Annotated in this window: 14 protein-coding genes; 12 read left to right on the top strand and 2 right to left on the bottom strand. The window is 48.1% G+C overall.

Annotated elements, in window-relative coordinates; genetic code table 11:
- Nucleotides 1-28: 28 nt before the first annotated feature.
- From AC50YG_RS21055 to AC50YG_RS21035, 5 genes are all read left to right on the top strand, one after another.
- Entirely contained in the window at nucleotides 29-700 is a 672-nt protein-coding gene (locus AC50YG_RS21055) for a hypothetical protein (protein WP_494829390.1), read from the top strand.
- 39 nt (nucleotides 701-739) lie between these two features.
- The gene (locus AC50YG_RS21050) at nucleotides 740-1,846 is read left to right on the top strand and encodes a toxic anion resistance protein (protein ID WP_494829286.1); all 1,107 of its coding nucleotides are present in this window, start codon (nucleotides 740-742) and stop codon (nucleotides 1,844-1,846) included.
- A gap of 511 nt (nucleotides 1,847-2,357) precedes the next feature.
- A complete protein-coding gene (locus tag AC50YG_RS21045) occupies nucleotides 2,358-2,918 on the top strand; it encodes a hypothetical protein (protein ID WP_341281472.1) in 561 nt (186 codons plus the stop codon).
- A gap of 46 nt (nucleotides 2,919-2,964) precedes the next feature.
- Nucleotides 2,965-3,591, top strand: coding sequence for an RNA polymerase sigma factor (locus AC50YG_RS21040; RefSeq protein WP_473762330.1), 627 nt, complete (start codon nucleotides 2,965-2,967; stop codon nucleotides 3,589-3,591).
- Between the two features lie 63 nt (nucleotides 3,592-3,654).
- Complete coding sequence (locus AC50YG_RS21035; protein WP_099516712.1) at nucleotides 3,655-4,329, top strand: TIGR00266 family protein; 675 nt, start codon at nucleotides 3,655-3,657, stop codon at nucleotides 4,327-4,329.
- Between the two features lie 97 nt (nucleotides 4,330-4,426).
- On the opposite strand, the gene AC50YG_RS21030 is transcribed toward AC50YG_RS21035, so the two are convergent.
- Together AC50YG_RS21030 and AC50YG_RS21025 are read right to left on the bottom strand one after the other, a co-directional pair.
- Nucleotides 4,427-4,972 (bottom strand): glutathione peroxidase, encoded by a 546-nt coding sequence (locus AC50YG_RS21030; RefSeq protein WP_473762329.1) that lies wholly within the window; start codon nucleotides 4,970-4,972, stop codon nucleotides 4,427-4,429.
- Nucleotides 4,973-5,074: 102 nt separating this feature from the next.
- Nucleotides 5,075-7,351 carry a helix-turn-helix domain-containing protein gene (locus tag AC50YG_RS21025; protein WP_494829283.1) on the bottom strand — a complete coding sequence of 759 codons (2,277 nt, stop codon included), beginning with the start codon at nucleotides 7,349-7,351 and terminating at the stop codon, nucleotides 5,075-5,077.
- A gap of 328 nt (nucleotides 7,352-7,679) precedes the next feature.
- Between AC50YG_RS21025 and AC50YG_RS21020 the strand changes: the two genes are divergently transcribed.
- The 7 genes from AC50YG_RS21020 (at nucleotide 7,680) to AC50YG_RS20990 (ending at nucleotide 17,686) form a co-directional block, all read left to right on the top strand.
- Entirely contained in the window at nucleotides 7,680-9,701 is a 2,022-nt protein-coding gene (locus AC50YG_RS21020) for a beta-galactosidase (protein ID WP_494829281.1), read from the top strand.
- A 347-nt stretch (nucleotides 9,702-10,048) separates the two neighbouring features.
- On the top strand, nucleotides 10,049-10,972 hold the full coding sequence (locus AC50YG_RS21015) for an ABC transporter permease (protein WP_338554937.1): 924 nt from the start codon (nucleotides 10,049-10,051) through the stop codon (nucleotides 10,970-10,972).
- A 673-nt stretch (nucleotides 10,973-11,645) separates the two neighbouring features.
- Nucleotides 11,646-12,539 (top strand): carbohydrate ABC transporter permease, encoded by an 894-nt coding sequence (locus AC50YG_RS21010; RefSeq protein ID WP_341281477.1) that lies wholly within the window; start codon nucleotides 11,646-11,648, stop codon nucleotides 12,537-12,539.
- 84 nt (nucleotides 12,540-12,623) lie between these two features.
- The gene (locus AC50YG_RS21005) at nucleotides 12,624-14,219 is read left to right on the top strand and encodes an extracellular solute-binding protein (protein WP_473762325.1); all 1,596 of its coding nucleotides are present in this window, start codon (nucleotides 12,624-12,626) and stop codon (nucleotides 14,217-14,219) included.
- Nucleotides 14,220-14,493: 274 nt separating this feature from the next.
- The gene (locus tag AC50YG_RS21000) at nucleotides 14,494-15,654 is read left to right on the top strand and encodes a Gfo/Idh/MocA family protein (RefSeq protein ID WP_473762323.1); all 1,161 of its coding nucleotides are present in this window, start codon (nucleotides 14,494-14,496) and stop codon (nucleotides 15,652-15,654) included.
- A 35-nt stretch (nucleotides 15,655-15,689) separates the two neighbouring features.
- The gene (locus AC50YG_RS20995; RefSeq protein ID WP_473762322.1) at nucleotides 15,690-16,760 is read left to right on the top strand and encodes a Gfo/Idh/MocA family protein; all 1,071 of its coding nucleotides are present in this window, start codon (nucleotides 15,690-15,692) and stop codon (nucleotides 16,758-16,760) included.
- A gap of 62 nt (nucleotides 16,761-16,822) precedes the next feature.
- Nucleotides 16,823-17,686, top strand: a complete 864-nt coding sequence (locus AC50YG_RS20990) for a sugar phosphate isomerase/epimerase family protein (RefSeq protein WP_494829388.1) — start codon at nucleotides 16,823-16,825, stop codon at nucleotides 17,684-17,686.

The raw sequence follows: 17,686 nt of genomic DNA, 5'->3' as shown, positions 1-17,686 counted from the left end.
GCACAGCAGGTTGGAGGGTGAGAGAGTGATTCAAAAACGCTCGATTATCGGAGCGGCAATCGGACTTATCATTGCCGCTGCAACAAGCTGGCTGCTGCCAGAATTTATAACGGTGCTTATCCCAGTCGCAGCTACGCTCGCGGGTGTGGTGCTCGATGAGAAGCGGCTGCTGCGCAAAACCAATATTATCGATGCGATTCCGTCTCCGGGCCGTGCTCCTTCCGAGCCTGGGCAGCTGCCAGAAGCAGCCGTGCAGCCCTCTGCCTCTAGCGGAGGCGGGGCAGCTTCACAAGCGATTAGTCCCATATTTGAGCCGGTGCTGGAGTATTTGGAAGTGCTGGAGGATATGGTGATCTCCGAAGGGCAGAAAAATACGCTGGACAATGAAATTGTAGAGAAATCCTGCTCGCTTTTTCTGCGTTTGCATCGGGTATTGCCGCTACTGTCTGAACTGAATAATGATGAAATTAATCATACGGTCAGACGGCTTGTGCTCAAGGAGCTAAACAGCGTCATTAATCCTTTCTTAAGGCTGAGCGGCGACGCCAAGACGAAGAACCGCAGAATTTTGTTAAATGGTTTGCGGGATATTAATACAAAAATTTCGGAAATTGTTGCAACGATTGAACACAAGGATTTGATGGAGCTGCAAACCAAGGCGGAGGTCATTCACAAACGCTATAACTACTCGGAGTTTTAATGGCGTGTCAGATTGAAAATCCGTGGGGAGGGAACTTAAGTGTCCATACAAACGATTCAATTGAAAAAAGAAGACGAGCAGAAGGCCGTCCAGGAAGCGGCCGTTATTATTCAGAAGGTAGCACAGGCCGATACGCTGTCGCTAGATGGCTTGATGGACGAGATGGGTAAGCTGGGCGCCAAGACGCAGGAACGCGCAGGAGCAACGCTGAAGCAGCTGGAGCGTCCGGTTGCCACCCTTATGTCGGGCGGGTCAAGCCAAGTATCGAATCTGATTTTGTCGCTGCGTAATGAATGCGAATCTTTGCAGCAAAGTAAAAACGTTGGCTTCATTGGCAAGCTGATACGCAAGTCGCCTGTGAAAAATTACGTTTATAAATATCAGTCCGTAAGGACGAATATTGATGCCATTGTGCAAGGGCTGCGTGACGGCAAGGATGGCCTTGAAGAGAGCATTGTAAATATGCGCACGCTCAAGCGCAGCTCGCTTGAGGAAATTTATTCGCTGCAAGAGAAGATCGCCATGGGCAACAAGCTCAAGGAGTTATTCGAAACAGAAATTGCCAAGCTGGAAAATGAGCAGCGCAAAACGTATCTGGAGCGCGGATTGCGTAAAGTCGTCACCCGCATCCAGTCGATGACCGAGGATATATTGCTGTTCAATCAGGCGGTTGCCGCGACGGATATCGTCAATGACAACAGCGACAAGCTCATTGATGCGGTCAACAACAGCATTTATAAAGCGTCTAATCTAATTACGGTGTCGGCGATGATTACGCTCGCTATCGAGGATCAGTTAAAAATCGCCAATGCAGTAGAGAGTGTAAACAGCACGATTGAAGACCAGTTCAAGCGCAATGCAGAGCTGCTCAAAACGTCAACGGAAAAGTCAGCGGAGCTGCTCAAAAAGCCAGCGATGTCGCTCGAGGCTGTCAATACGGCGATTGCCGATCTGATTACAGCGCTCGATACATCGGAGAAATCCAACCGCGACATTATCGCGACCTGCAAAACGCATACGGAGAAGCTGGCGCAAATTAACCAGAATATGTCGAAGCGTTTAGGCTTGGAGACTGGTGGACAACCGCAATCGGCCATTACCAGTGGAGCTGCTGGTGGAAACGAAATAGACAGGCTGCTCAGCTAATAATAGCAGGAGGCTCGTTCTATTTTAAAATATAGGAAAGCATAGGCAACAATACTCATAGATGGCGCCACTCATTCATAGGCTTAACAAAAGCGATGGAATGAGAGGATGGTTGTCTTTGATTGCAGTAGGCACGCTCGGCTTATTGATTGTAACGTTGATTATCGTTGCTAGCAGCGAACGGGTAGAGGCAATTATTGAGCAGCATAACCAATTATAAGCGTGGGCAGGGCCGTATTTTCTGTAATTTAAGAAGATGCGGCCATTGTTATATTTGCGAAATATAAGGATGGTTATGTTTAAAATATAGGAAAGCATATGATTTCGCCATCCTTTCTCTATATTTCTCGGACTGAAACGTGCCGCGCCGCCAAAGGACGGCGACAGCCGTTTCACCTTGGCTAAGAGAATAGAGTCGAAATTTATATAATATTAGCGTATTGGCGGATCATTTGGTAAAATTGACTTATCGGAAGATTTCGGGCCTGCTGCTCGTATGGAGGGAACGATAATGTTGGATTTTTCATTTGAGATGCTGGATGAACATACAATAAACGTAGAATACGTTTTTGGCAGCGAGAAATTTATATTTAATTTATTTTATTCGAATGATAATTGGACCATTCATCCCTTCGATGGCATCTTACTAAAAAATCGTGATTTATGTCGCAGCGTCATGAGTGATTTGTTTCAAAACAAATCGTTCCAAATTATGCTGGCGAAAGAAAATATTATTTTATCATCGATACGTTCCTCCGTTAATCTGAATTCTTACGAGGAAGAGGAGCCTATGCCGGAGCCAGAGAGGCTGAGGGGCGAGCGTTATGGCGGTGATGGGGGCGGCGGCCGCGCCGAGCGGAGCGAGCTGGATGATTTCATCAATAGCCACACGCTGGATGAAATTTTAGAGCTGGAGCGCAGCTTCATTGAGGAGCGGACAACCCTTTTCAAATCGGTGCTTCAGAAAATGTTTATGGATGGCCTTGGGCCAGGCGACAGTGAATTTAATCAAATTCAGGAGCTTGTGAAGGCGTATAAGAGGGCGAGCGAGGACATCGCCAAAATTCGGTAATGCCAATATTAAAGTCTATTATCCTATTTAAGTTTGGAGAGAAATTATGGATGCTTCCCAGTTAGCGGTTCGGATCAAAGAGAAGGACCCGTTGGTTTTCGCGGAAATTACAAAGGTCTATTATGATAGGCTGTTTTCAACTGCTTATAGGATGCTTGGCAGCCGTCAGGAAAGCGAAGATGTCCTGCAAGAGACGTTTATTCGCCTGCTGACGAATATCGATAAGTTTGACCCTTCCAAAAACTTCACGACCTGGATTTTTCAAATTACGATTAACTTATGCATTGATACGCTTAGAAAACGCAAAACGCGCCGCAGCGTTTCTTTGGATGCGGAGCCGGATTATTTTATGTCGCAATGGCCGCTCAAGGAAACGCTGCCGAGCCTGGATAAAGGGCCGGAGCATGTGTATTTAGAGCAGGAGCTGTCTGAAGAGCTGTCCGAGGTGATGAAGGGCTTGTCCGATAAGGATCGCGAGTTGGTCGTGAAGCGATATTTTTACGATATGTCGCTGGACGAAATTAGCCAGGAAACACAGGTTCCTGTCGGCACCATAAAATCACGGTTATTTCGCGTGCGTCAGCTATTGAAGAAAAAATGGAGCATACTAAACTTACGCGGTGCTTCCTTGAATTTTCTTAGCAGTATGATGATGGGCGGGCCACTTTTCTAAAAGCGTGGTGGCAACGCCGCCTACGCCCAGAGGCAGTACGAATGATCGGAGGAGTAAATTGAAATGAGACATGAAATTTTATACCGCGGCGCTTTTCCATTATTGAAGGTGCAGTTGGAGCGCGGCGAGACGATTAAAGCAGAGTCGGGTGCAATGGTATCGATGTCGCCAAACCTTGAGCTGAAGGGTACGCTGGATGGCGGCATTATGCGCGGCCTTGGCCGAATGCTGAGCGGCGAGAAATTTTTCTTTCAAGAGCTGTCTGCCACGCGCGGGCCAGGTGAAGCGCTGCTTGCTTCCGCAGCGATTGGCGATATTGAATCGATTGAGCTTGATGGATCGTACAAGCTGTATGTGCAGAAGGACGGTTTCTTGGCTGGAACGCCTGGCATTGAGGTTAACACGAAGATGCAAAACCTGGCGAAAGGCTTCTTGTCGGGCGAAGGCTTCTTTATTGTTGAAATTAGCGGTAAAGGAACGGTGTTTCTTTCCTCCTACGGAACGATTCATGCGGTGCAGCTGGCCGCGGGCGAGGAAGTTATCATCGATAACGGACATCTGGTTGCATGGCCTGATTACATGGATTACCGGATCGAGAAGGCTGCTAATGGCTGGTTGTCCAGCATTACAAGTGGCGAAGGCGTTGTCTGCCGATTCCGCGGCGAAGGTGTCGTCTTGATTCAAACGAGAAATCCGAAAAGCTTTGGCGGCTGGATTAATCAGTTTATTCCAAAGTAATAAAACGAAGGTACATAGACGGATAGGCCTGAACGGGTTAAGAAAAAGCAAGGCGTTTAGCTCGGGTGGACGAGCTAGGCGCCTTGCTTTTTCTTTTTTAAAGCAGTGCTCGTATCGCTGCTTCAAGCTCCAGTGGCTGCACAGTCGGTTCAAAACGGCCAGACACTTGGCCGCTGCGATCAAGGAGAAACTTGGAAAAATTCCACTTGATTCCGTCTCCAGCGTGGAGCTCAGGGTATTTTTCACTTAAAAATTGATCCAGCCACTTGCCGTTTGGGGTTAGCGTATCGAAACCGCGAAATGGAGCTTCGCTCACCAAATAGTGAAACAAAGGATGAGCGGTTTCTCCGCGAACATCCAACTTGCTGAGCAGAGGGAAAGTGACGCCAAAGCTTTGTTCGCAATAGGCTTTTACTTCAGCGTCGCTGCCTGGTTCTTTGTCGTTAAATTGATTGCAGGGGAAAGCCAATATCTCAAATCCCTGGTGGTGATGAGTTTCGTAAAGCTGCTGCAGCGCGGCAAATTGGCTGGAATAACCGCATTGACTAGCCGTATTAACAATTAGCACAACCTTTCCCTGATAGGCTGACCAATCCAGCCATTCGCCGGTCATCGTTTTTACTTGAAAGTCATAGATGGACAAGTTGCTCGCTCCCTTCGGCGCTATACAACCCATCATAGGACAATTTTAATTATTGGTCTAATATATAATGGAGATAAAGGTTATAGTTTTCACCTATGTTGATCAGCCATGCTGGGCGAGTCTTGATTTGCGATAGTCGGCGGGGGTGACGCCGAAGCTCTTCTTGAACATGCGATGGAAATAGGAGCTGCTCGTATAGCCGCTCTTGTCTGCAATATCGACGACGGACCAATCTGTATTTTCCAAATAATCCTTAGCATGCTCGAGCCGCACCTGATTAATGACGTCGACGACAGCGGTCAGCGTCTGCTGCTTGTAAACCCGGCTAATGTAGATGGAGGACATATCTAGCTCCTCGGCGATCCAATTCAAGCATAGATTGGAGCTCGCGAAGTCGCGCTCAATCAGCTCATTGATTTTACGAATGAGATCGCTTTGCTTGAGCGTGCGCTTCTCCATCAGCCTTGCTTGAATATCATCAAATAAAGCGAAAAATAAGGCGTTCATTTCCTCCACCGTCTCGAATTTATCGAGGGAAGGCGTATTCGTATTCAGCCCAGTTTCGACCTCGAGGCTGTTATTTTTATGAATCGTGTACAAAATCGTATTGACCGTCATCGTTAAATGCGAGATGGCGAGCTGCACGACGTGAATCGGATATTCAGCCGTTTCCTCTACAATAGAGGCGAAAATCTGCTTCGCATCGACATTTTTGGAAGCCATCAATGCATCGGTCAGCTTCTTCTCCTTATCTACGGGGAATTTATATTCCTTCGCTTTGAGCTCCATAATATTTTGCGAATAGATTAAGCAGCCCTGCCCATAAAATAAGCGGTGAAGCGAAGCCTCCTTCACCTGTTTATAGAGAGAGGCAAGCTGCTGAGGCTGGTGCGCCTCCGGGCTGTACGTCATAGAAATGCCAATTCGCAAATATTCCAGGCTGGATTGCTGAATTTGCAGCAGCATCGTCCGCAGCAGCTCATCATCAGGCTGTTCCGTCGATTCGAGGCGGCCCAGCATCAGCACAACGCTGTCTTCGTTCATATCCACCGTTTCGACGCGGTAATGCTTCAGCCCAATTTCCCAGCTAATGTTCATAATCGCGAATTTATAAGCGAGCAAATCATTGCCTCGCGTTTCCCTGAGCGCTTCCAAATCATCAATTTTAATTAATACAACGCGGTAATGGTTCGTAAAATCAAACGTAATGCCGCTTTGCTCCAGCTTGTCGAGCTGGGTCTTGGTCTGCAATTGCTGCGCGCCTTCCAGCAGATTGCGTAAAATATTTTGTCTAACCGTATAGGAGCTGTTGCGCCGTTCGGTCTCAAGCATATTCATTTTGTCCATAATATGATGAATCGGACGGTAGAGCAAACGTGACAGCAGCCAGGAAATAAGCAGGCCGATGGCGAGAATGGCGGCCGCAATGGCAAGCGTCGTATTGCGAATGGCACTTACTTTTCCGGTGATTTCGCCATAAGGCGTGACACGAACATATTGCCATTCGAGCGCATCCGAGGATGTATAGGAAATGAGCGATTTTTGACCGTCAAATCGCGCCACAACATAGCCCGGCTGCTGCTGTCCATAAATTTGTGATGAAAGCATGTCATTATCCTGCTTGCTCAGCGATTTAGGGGCAAGCGTATCACGCGAAAGCATGCGCTGGCGATCATCGATAATAAAGGATTTACCGAGTGATTCGCTTGCCACGGTTCCAATATCTTTATTGATCCAAGACGATGAAATATTGACGATGACCGCCGAGTTTATCGTTTGGCTTTTGCCGACCGCATCGTAGCCTAAATAAGTATATACATGATGTACGGGAGAAGGCTGGCCAGGCAATAATGGGCTGTCCGTATCCTCCGGAATATAGGAACGGGGAATCGGAGTAAATGGCTTATACGTCTGGTAATCGTCTAACGTCTGCAAAATGCCCTTATCGGAAATTTCCTCCTTGGTAAAAATCCCGCTTTGCCCGGAACGATTGGCAATGTAAAATTGATTGTTTGCTGAATTGTATACATAAATCGACTCAATAAACGGCATGGAGCTCAAGTAGTTGGTCAAATCATTCATGGCTGCCGTCACATCATAAATATTAGGCTTCGTATAAAAAAGCAGCTTGGAAATCGTAAACGTCCGATACAGCTGGAAGGTGAGCGACTGGGCGCTCTCCGTCATGCTGTTCACTTCCTGGCTGGTCTGGGTCAGACTGCTGACATCAGATAAATAGGCTTGCTTCAGATCCAGCCGTGTATAAGCAAGATAATAGAAGAAGGACGAGATGAGCAGTGTCAATACGATACATAATGTAATGCTGAGCAGAAACCTGCTGTAGAGCTTCCCGTTATTTTTCCATGCGGTGACTTTCATAGCTGTCCCTCCTCTTTTTAGTAAGCGCTTACGTTTTTTTAGTTTCTAAGTGATTTGGCTAACGTTTGCTTGTATATGCGTATATGTCAGTTTGTTCACCTGAGCTCTGGCACATCTTATGTTCATATTATAAACTTCACTCTGCCAACCGTACAATGTATTCTATGCATAAAATTGAACGCTCTTGCTTTGAACGCTGTGAACAAACCGAACTGGAGTGAACTTTTTGGCAAAACCAATACGTTCAGATGACAAACCTATTGCTTTCCTTTAGACTTTTCCTCGAATTCGCAGTGCAATATGGATAAGTCGAAGGGAAAGTGAAAAAATGATTCATTCCAAGCTTCCAAAAATATGGTATGGCGGTGACTATAATCCTGATCAATGGCCGGAGGAGATTTGGCAGGAGGATATGCGTTTATTTAAGGAGGCGGGCATTAATGTCGTAACGCTTCCGGTATTTAGCTGGGCGAAGCTGCAGCCTTCCGAGGACGTATATCACTTTGAATGGCTGGATAAGCTGCTGGATCTCATTGCTGAAAATGGGATTTACGCCTGCCTTGCCACCTCGACGGCTGCTCAGCCTGCTTGGATGTCGCGCAAGTATGAGGATATTTTGCCTGTTGATGTAGATGGACGGAAGCGGACGCATGGCTCACGTACTAATTTTTGTCCGAACAGCAAAACGTACCGCCGTTTCTCCCGTGCTCTTGCGGCGAAGCTAGCCGAGCGCTATAAAGAGCATCCCGCGCTGCTCATTTGGCATATTAACAATGAGTATGGCACACATTGCTATTGCAATCATTGCGCGGAAGCTTTCCGTGTCTGGCTGCAGGCGAAGTTCGGGACAATTGAACGCTTGAACGCAGAGTGGAACATGAGCTTCTGGGGCCATACGGTGTATGACTGGGAAGATATTGTGCCGCCGAACAATCTAAACGGCGACAACCGCAATTTTCAGCCGATGGCGCTCGATTATAAACGTTTTATGTCCGATTCCATGCTTGACTGCTACAAAGGGGAGTATGAAGAACTGAGGAGAATTACCCCGGATTTGCCGATTACGACGAATATTTGGGGGCTGTTTAACGGCCTTGATTTGCAAAAATGGGGCGATGCGATGGATGTCGTGTCCTGGGACAGCTATCCGCAAATGAATGAGCCGATGGGCAATGTGGCGATGCGCCATGATTATATGCGGGGCCTGAAGCAGGGCAAGCCGTTCATGCTGATGGAGCAGACGCCAAGCCAGCAAAACTGGCAGCCTTACAACAGCCTCAAGCGTCCAGGTGTCATGCGGCTGTGGAGCTATCAGGCGGTGGCGCATGGCGCCGACACGGTGATGTTCTTCCAGCTGCGCCGTTCGATCGGCGCTTGCGAGAAATATCATGGCGCGCTAATCGAGCATGTCGGACATGAGCATACGCGCGTATTCCGTGAGTGCGCGCAGCTTGGGCGCGAGCTTGAGGCGCTGGGCGACAAGCTGCTGGATGCAACGGTACATGCGGAAGCCGCGCTGCTGTTTGATATTGACAACTGGAATGCGGTTGAGATCACGAGCGGTCCAAGCGTGGACTTGAACTATTTGGATCAGGCGCAGCGCTATTATAAAGCTTTCTATGACCAAAACATTCAAATGGACGTCATCAGCCCGGTCAGCGACTTCTCCAAGTACAAGATCGTCGTCGCTCCCGTCATGTATATGCTGAAGCCAGGCGTAGCCGAGCGCATCGAAGCGTTCGTGCAGGCCGGCGGCACGTTTATAACGACCTTTTTCAGCGGTATCGTCAATGAAAATGATCTGGTCACGCTGGGCGGCTATCCGGGCGCCTTAAGAAAGCTGCTTGGCGTATGGGTCGAAGAAATCGACAGCTTGACGCCAGACATGCGCAATACTGTCGAAGTGGGCGAGCGTTTTGGACATATAGCAGGGGGCTCCTATGAGTGTGAGCTGCTATGCGATTTGCTTCATTTAGAAGGTGCCGAGGCGATAGGCAGCTATGGCTCTGATTTTTATGCAGGAATGCCAGCGCTAACCGTCAATCGCTATGGGAAAGGCGAAGCCTATTATGTGGCGACGGTTCCTGACCAGAAGCTGCTCAGTGGGCTGGTGCAGACGCTATGCGAGAAGCTGGGCATCAAAGCGCCGCTTCTCGCATCCTCTGGAGTCGAGCTTGCGCAGCGTCATAAAGGGGAAGAAGCTTACACCTTCGTGCTGAATCATAATCCTTTTGAATCCAAGCTTGAGCTGGGAGAAGGGGGATACACCGATTTGCTGACCAGTGAACGCTTATCTGGAGCAGTAACGATCGAACCATATGGCGTCAAGATTCTTCAAATCTCGACATAGGCCAAGTTATTATAAAAAAGCCGTTTTCCTGTTCACACCGGGAAAAGCGGCTTTTTCTCTATGTTTTTTTCACTTTGCAGCGTTAGTAGACAGCCTGTGAAAAGCTGAAAAATGCATAGAGGTGCAATTCGTTCACCTGTGTTTTCGCAGCTTTTTTCACTAATTGCCGGATGTTGCTCTAGCTGAGCGTTTTGAGCCTGCTATACACTTAGGGCACAACGAACGACGCAGCATCAGCAGTTGCCAAGAAGTTAAGCAAGTGAGCATGAGGGCAATTGCAGCTAGCGCCGTACAAATGAAAATAAGAAAAAGCAAAGCTGAAAGCTGAAAGGGGAGACATAGCCTGCATGAATACCAGAAGAGGTTTTTTTCACGAGCTGATCACCAACCGCATTTTATTTCTCATGCTGCTGCCGACGATTTTATTTTTCATCATCAATTCATACTTACCGATGGTCGGCATCTATTACGCTTTCACGAGGTTCGATTATAATACGAGCTTATTCAATAGTGAATTCGTTGGGCTGGAGAACTTCAAGTTTTTATGGCAATCCGGCATTTTAACTAAACTGACCTTAAATACGATTGGCTACAATATAGCCTTCATCGGGCTTGGCAATGTGCTTGCCATCGCGCTGGCTATTCTGCTGAGCGAGCTAAAAACAAAATGGTTCAAGAAGCTGACCCAATCGGTTATGTTTTTGCCTTATTTCGTATCGTTCGTTATCCTGAGCGTTATCGTGTACAATTTGTTCAACTATGAAAGCGGATTCTTGAACACGCTGCTCAAGCAGCTCAGCATCGAGCCGGTGGATGTATACAATACACCTTGGGTGTGGGTGCCGCTCATTATATTGTTCTATCTATGGAAAAACCTCGGTTACAGCATGGTTATCTATCTAGCTGCTATTACAGGCATCAGCGATGAATATTATGAAGCGGCCAAAATTGACGGCGCGAACATTTTTCAACGGATCTGGTACATTACGGTTCCCATGCTGAAAACGACATTCGTCGTCCTGCTGCTGTTCGCTCTCGGCAGCATAATGAAAGGACAGTTCGACTTGTTCTACCAATTAATCGGCAACAACGGCGTGCTGTATGATGCGACGGACATTCTCGATACTTATGTGTATCGCTCGCTGAAAGTTACGTTTGATATTGGGATGTCGACTGCTGCGGGTCTTTACCAATCGTTGTTCGGCTTCATTCTGATTATGACGGTCAACTATATTATTCGCAAAATCAACGACGAATACGCATTGTTCTAGGTGGGTGATGAAAAAGAGGCTGTGTTGCATGAAAAGCTTGGTTTCCGATCGCCATTACCCTTGAATTTCTTCGAATACCCCCATAAGGGGGAAATTCAAGGGTAAAAGCGAGCGCTACGCTTCTCCAACTCAACCTTTTCATTCCACTTCGCCTTTTTCATCGCCCTCCTAGGGGGAGGCAAAAGCAGCTTAGCCGCTTTGCGCTTGCGCCGTACCCTTAGTTCAAAACCAAGAACCAAGAGCCAAGAGTAAGACCAGTAACAAATACTTCACCCTTTACCGTATTTGCGTTATACGTTCGAGAGCCAGGGCAAGTGCATTTGTTTTACGCTTAAGCGAGTGCATAAGCTTGGGAGCGAAGAGATATTAAACACAAAGATGTAGACAGTTATAAGGGTCGAATCAATTGTTTTCTGCTGTATGAATTCGATCTTTGTGGTTCGTGTTTTAGAAGGAGGGTGTTGGTGAAGGGGGGGTGAGCGGAGTAAAAGGTTTGAGCTGGAGAAGCGAATGCGTTCGCTTTTGTCCGTGGAAATTTACCGCTGGCGGTATAGTTGAAAATTTCCATGGGCAATGGCGATCGTAAGCCAAACCTTTTGCGCAGCGACGAACCTACCCTCACCAAGCGCACTTATTCTAATCACCGACACAAAGAGAACATGGAGGTTACTTTATGAAAATCAAAGACGACAGCTATATGCTGCTGTTCCGCATTATTGCTTTCACAGTTATTTTGCTCACGTCAATCGCTTGCCTGTTTCCGTTTCTGCTCATTGTCTCAGCTTCGTTCACCCAGAACGAATCGATTCTCCGCGACGGGTATCATTTGATCCCGCAGGTGTTTTCACTCGAAGGCTACAAAACGGTACTGCGATTCCCGCAGCAGGTCATCAATGCCTACACCGTAACGATCATAACGACAGTTGTCGGTACATTTCTCGGTCTGTTTTTCATTACGATGGCCGGTTACGTTCTGCAGCGCAGAGATTTTAAATATCGGAATTTTTTCTCCTTCTTTATTTATTTCACGACGCTGTTCGGGGGCGGCCTTGTGCCGTGGTACATTATGCTGACGAAATATTTGCAGCTCACCGATACGTATGCGGTGCTCATTCTTCCAGGACTTATGACGCCGTTTCTCATTATATTGATGAAAAATTTCATCCGCTCCGCTGTTCCCGATGAGGTAACGGAATCGGCTAAAATCGATGGCGCGAATGATTTTACGATCTACGCTCGCATCGTGCTGCAATTATCGATGCCAGGCATCGCAACCGTCGGCCTGTTTCTGGCGCTGGCTTACTGGAATGACTGGTTTACATCCTCACTGTTCATTAATGACACGACGATGTACCAGCTTCAATATTATCTCTACAATATCATCAATGCGATGAGCTTCCTGTCACAGATGGGAGCGGGCACAGGCGTTTCGCTTGGTGGCGACATGCCGATGGAATCGACCAAGATGGCAATGGCGATTATTGTAACCGGCCCGATTTTGTTCCTCTACCCTTTCGTTCAGCGTTATTTTGTAAAAGGCTTGACGATTGGGGCTGTAAAAGGTTAGAACTGTACCAGAGTGCATAGCGACAAGCTTGCTACTAGGGTCAGCTAACATATATAGGTTCAACTTATAAAAGGGAGGATTCACATGATGAAGAAAAAGAGCAAAGGTTTAGTCATGCTTCTCACCGTAATGCTGCTTATGAGCATGATCGCAGCTTGCAGCGGCAATGGTGGCGGAAATACGGCAGCATCCAGCAGTCCAGCAGATAGCGCAGGAGCTACCGCATCTCCGGACAATGCGCAAGCAGGCGAGAAAACGGGTATCGATACTTCCAAAAAAGTAGAATTGCAATTTTATATGCTAGGCGATGCGCCGAAGGATTTGGCTGCCATTCAAGACAAAATCAACGAAATGGCGCTTCAGGATTTGAATGCAACCGTCAAATTCAACTACACGTCATGGACCGATTGGGAGCAAAAATATAAATTGCTGCTTGGCTCCGGCCAACAGGTCGATCTGATCTTTACAGCAGAATGGACGCAATACCAGTCCTATGCGAAAAAAGGCGCGTTCCAGCCGCTCGACAAGCTGCTTCCTGTAGCTGCGCCGAAGCTGAATGAATTTGTGTCGAAAGATATGTGGGAAGCGGTTAAAATCGACAACCAAATCTTTACCGTTCCGGCAACTTACAAAGAGTATGTAACGAATGGCTTCGTATGGCGGGAGGATCTTCGTAAAAAATACAACCTTCCTGAGCCAAAGGACTTGAAAACGTATGAAGAGTATTTGGCTGGCATTAAAGCCAATGAGCCGAGCATGCGTCCAATCGCACTTGGCGCAGACGTTCGCGGCAGCCTTGTGAACCAAATTCGCGATATCGAGCATAAAGCAATTGGCGCGCTGCCTTATGGTCTTGGCGTGAACTACTTTGAGCCAGGCAACATTTATACGTACTGGGGCTCGGATGAGCAAAAAGCGGATTTGGAGCTGATTCAACGCTGGCAGAAAAACGGCTACATCCCGAAAAACGTGCTCAACATCAACGACGTTATTCAGGAGCAGCTGACAAGCGGCAAAGCAGCAACGATTTTCGGGGACAACCCAACTCGTTTTAATGATTCGGTTATTAAAGTGCAAGCGGCTCACCCGGATTGGGAGCTAAAATACTACCCATTCCCGCTTACAACAGGCATTGCAACACCAGTACATGCCATTCACAACGGCTATGCGATTCCAACAAGCAGCAAAAACGCAGAGCGTGCACTGGCATTCTATGAAAAAATGGTTACGGATAAGCGTTACAACCTGTTGACTCAATACGGTGTTGAAGGCAAAAACTATGAAGTGAAAGATGGTTACTACCAAATGATCGGCGATGCAAGCTCCAACGGCTTTGCTCGTGAAGGAATGAACGGCTGGGCATGGAGAAATCCAGAATTCATGCTGTTTGACAAAAACTATGACGGCGTAAAAGCGATCTTCGACGAGCTGGACAAAATCCAAGTTCCAGACAAATTTAACGGTTTTGCTGAAGATTACAGCACTTACCAAGCCGAGAGAGCAGCACTTGAGCAAGTGGAGAAGCAATATCTGTTCCCGCTGCAAGCTGGTCTCGTAGACAATATCGAAGAAGGCTTGAAAACATTCATGGACAAAGCGAAGCAAGCGGGACTTGAGAAAATTCAAGCTGAATACACGAAACAATGGCAAGCTTATGTAACAGAGAAAAATATTAAATAAGCGGCAAACCCGTGCCAGAGGCAGCTCTCGGTATAGGTGGAAAAGCGGCGGTGTGTCCCTGAGGGACATAACCGCCGCTTTTATTATGCAATAAGAGAGGAGATTAGGTGCGGGCACTTGTCGATGCCGCGAGGGATATGAATCAAACTGTACAATGACAGTTAAATGATGAACGGATATTCGGCCTTTTGAATCAAACGCTTACATAACGATCTATGCTACAATATATCTATAGTGATCCTTCTTATAACAGGTTTAGAGAGGATGTTAATCATTGGATAAAGTCAGAATTGGCATATTAGGCCTTGGGAATATGGGAACGGGACATGCCCGTTATTTGATTGAAGGAAGAGTAGAGGGCGCTGTGCTTGCTGCGGTGTCGGATGTGCGTTCGGAACGTTTGGAGCTGGCCGCGCAGGAGTGGGGGACAGAACTAAAGCTGTATTCGACGGCAGAGGAATTGTTCAGCTCTGGCGAGGTGGACGCGGTGCTCATTTGCACGCCGCATTATGACCATCCGCAGCAGGCGGCGGCAGCGCTGGAGTCGGGGCTGCACGTATTGATTGAGAAGCCAGCGGGCGTTTATACGAAGCAGGTTCGCGAGATGAATGAAGCGGCAGCGCGCAGTAATAAAGTATTCGGCATTATGTACAATCAACGCACGAATCCGCTGTATGCGAAGCTTCGCGATTTGATTACATCCGGGGAGCTTGGGGAAGTTCGCCGCACGAACTGGATTATTACGAACTGGTACCGCTCGCAGAGCTATTATGATTCCGGCGGCTGGCGTGCAACTTGGGCTGGCGAAGGTGGCGGCGTACTGCTGAACCAGGACCCGCATCAGCTTGATTTGTGGCAGTGGACGACAGGAATGATGCCGAAGCGCGTACGTGCTTTTTGCTCCTTTGGAAAACATCGGAACATTGAAGTAGAGAACGATGTGACGGCTTACGTGGAATATGAAAATGGAGCAACGGGTGTGTTTGTCACCTCGACCTTTGAATCACCGGGCACAAATCGTTTTGAAATTTCCGGTGAACGCGGCAAAATTGTCATTGAAAATGACAAAATGACGTTCTGGCGGCTGCGCGTGTCTGAAACCGAATTTAATGCTAACTTTAAAGGCGGCTTCGGCCAGCCGGAATGCTGGAAATTTGAAATTCCGGTCAGCGATGGCGGCAATCACATGGGCATTACTCAGGATTGGGTAAATGCGATCTTGCATGGCACGCCACTGCTTGCTCCTGGCGAAGAGGGAATTAAGGGACTGGAGCTGTCCAATGCGATGCTGCTCTCCACTTGGACGGATGGATGGGTCGATCTTCCGATTAACGAGGATTTATTTTATGAGAAGCTTCAGGAGAGAATACGCAGCTCGGATAAGAACAAAGATGTGAACAGTTATGAGACGTTGGATGTTAAAGGTACCCACTAAATACTAACGAGCAAGCGAGAGGGAGGCAATATTTTATGTCAACAGCAAATGGAATGAATTATGCCCCGAAAGGCAAGCCAAAGCCAGTAGTTAAAGAGGGAGAATTTGTATTCGCTGCTTTGTCGCTCGATCATGGACATATTTATGGCATGTGTAATGGTCTTCGGGAAGCGGGCGGCACGCTCAAGTGGGTTTATGATCCAGACCCGAAGAAGGTAGAAGCGTTTGTACGTACCTATCCTGAGGTTCGCCCGGCGGAATCGAAGCAGCAAATTTTGCAGGATGCGGAAGTGGTGCTCGTTGCAGCAGCGGCGATTACGAATTTGCGCGGCCCGCTTGGCGTCGAGGTTATGAAGCATGGCAAGCATTATTTTACCGACAAAGCGCCGTTTACGACGCTTGAGCAGCTGGCTGAGGCGCGTAAAGTAACGGCAGCTACAGGCAAAATTTATGCAGTCTATTACAGCGAGCGCCTTCATGTGGAATCCGCAGAGTTCGCTGGGCAGCTCGTGAAGGACGGAGCTGTTGGCCGCGTGCTGAATGTATTGGGGTTGGGACCGCATCGTTTGAATGCAGCGGCTAGGCCTGACTGGTTCTTCAATAAGGAGCAGTACGGCGGCATTATTTGTGATCTTGCCAGCCATCAAATTGAGCAGTTTCTGTATTTCGCCGGCTGCAAGGATGCAACGGTGCAATCCAGCAAAATAGCTAATTACAATAACAAGCAATACCCAGAGCTTGAGGACTTTGGTGACGTTACAATGATTGGCGACAACGGGGCAACGCATTATTCTCGCGTGGACTGGTTTACACCGGATGGCTTGTCTACTTGGGGAGATGGGCGGACGATTATTCTCGGCACAGAAGGCTATATCGAGCTGCGCAAGTATGTCGATTTGACGAGAGGTGGCAGCGACCATCTGTTCCTCGTGAATGGAGGCGGCGAGCAAAAAATTGATGTGAAGGACAAGGTAGGATTCCCTTATTTTGGAGCGCTTATTCTTGATTGCTTGAATGGCACGGAGCTTGCGATGACGCAGGCGCATACGTTTAAAGCGGCAGAGCTGAGCTTGCAGGCGCAATTGCAGGCTGTCCGGGTAGAGTAGGAAAGAGCAGAGGTAGCAAGGCATACAATACGGTTCGAGGAAGGGAGAAGGGTGAATCGATGATGAAATTGTCTGTATTTACGGTAGCAACACCGGAGCTGGGGCCCGAGGAGCTGGCAGCCGCGGCGCAAGAGGCAGGAATTCATGCTGTAGAATGGCGTTACAAGGAAGCTCCCGATGCGGCTGTGGCGAGCCAGGAGCCTTCTTTCTGGGGCAACAACCGCTGTACGATTTTCCCCTCAGGCGGAGATGACATGCTGGATCGCTTTGGAAAGGCTGCGGCTGATCATGGACTGACAACGCTCAGCCTGACCCCATATCTTACCGCTGGCGATTTGGAGGCTACCGAACAGGTGCTGAAAGCGGCGAAGCGGGTAGGGGCTTCCTTTATCCGGGTTGGTGTTCCGAGTTATGACCGCACAAGGCCATTCGGCGAGCTGTTCACGCTGGCACGGACGTATTTGCAGCAAACTCAGGAGCTGTGCCGGAAGTATGGCGTTAAAGGCTTAGTCGAGACCCATCATCAGACGATTGCGGCAAGCGCTTCCGCGGCTTATCGGCTATGCGAAGGGCTGGACCCGGATTGTATTGGCGTACTTTACGATCCCGGCAACATGGTTTACGAAGGCTTTGAAAACTACCGGATGGGACTAGAGCTGCTAGGTCCGTATTTGGCACATGTGCATGTGAAAAATGCGAGCTGGCAGGCTGGCCCAGAGGAAACAGATGGCAGCATAAGCTGGAAGGCAGACTGGACGGGACTAGCTAAAGGGGCAGTGCCGTGGAAGCAAATCATTGAGGATTTGCAGGCTGTCGGCTACGACGGCTATCTCGGCATTGAAGATTTTAGCAAAGAATTTGCGGAGTCTCCAGACATGCTGCGTCATTTTGTCCGCTATATTAACGGACTGCAGTCGCAAGGTTAA

Source organism: Paenibacillus sp. J31R34, from assembly GCF_059383715.1.
Note: the sequence above shows the minus strand (reverse complement) of the source record. Positions and strands in the feature narration are given on the sequence as shown.

What these genes read in the sequence shown, in the direction of transcription:
- AC50YG_RS21045 (WP_341281472.1), top strand. Translation starts at nt 2,358, where the DNA reads ATGTTGGATTTTTCATTTGAGATGCTGGATGAACATACAATAAACGTA.
- AC50YG_RS21040 (WP_473762330.1), top strand. Translation starts at nt 2,965, where the DNA reads ATGGATGCTTCCCAGTTAGCGGTTCGGATCAAAGAGAAGGACCCGTTG.
- AC50YG_RS21035 (WP_099516712.1), top strand. Translation starts at nt 3,655, where the DNA reads ATGAGACATGAAATTTTATACCGCGGCGCTTTTCCATTATTGAAGGTG.
- AC50YG_RS21025 (WP_494829283.1), bottom strand. Translation starts at nt 7,351, where the DNA reads ATGAAAGTCACCGCATGGAAAAATAACGGGAAGCTCTACAGCAGGTTT.
- AC50YG_RS21020 (WP_494829281.1), top strand. Translation starts at nt 7,680, where the DNA reads ATGATTCATTCCAAGCTTCCAAAAATATGGTATGGCGGTGACTATAAT.
- AC50YG_RS21015 (WP_338554937.1), top strand. Translation starts at nt 10,049, where the DNA reads ATGAATACCAGAAGAGGTTTTTTTCACGAGCTGATCACCAACCGCATT.
- AC50YG_RS21010 (WP_341281477.1), top strand. Translation starts at nt 11,646, where the DNA reads ATGAAAATCAAAGACGACAGCTATATGCTGCTGTTCCGCATTATTGCT.
- AC50YG_RS21005 (WP_473762325.1), top strand. Translation starts at nt 12,624, where the DNA reads ATGATGAAGAAAAAGAGCAAAGGTTTAGTCATGCTTCTCACCGTAATG.
- AC50YG_RS20995 (WP_473762322.1), top strand. Translation starts at nt 15,690, where the DNA reads ATGTCAACAGCAAATGGAATGAATTATGCCCCGAAAGGCAAGCCAAAG.
- AC50YG_RS20990 (WP_494829388.1), top strand. Translation starts at nt 16,823, where the DNA reads ATGAAATTGTCTGTATTTACGGTAGCAACACCGGAGCTGGGGCCCGAG.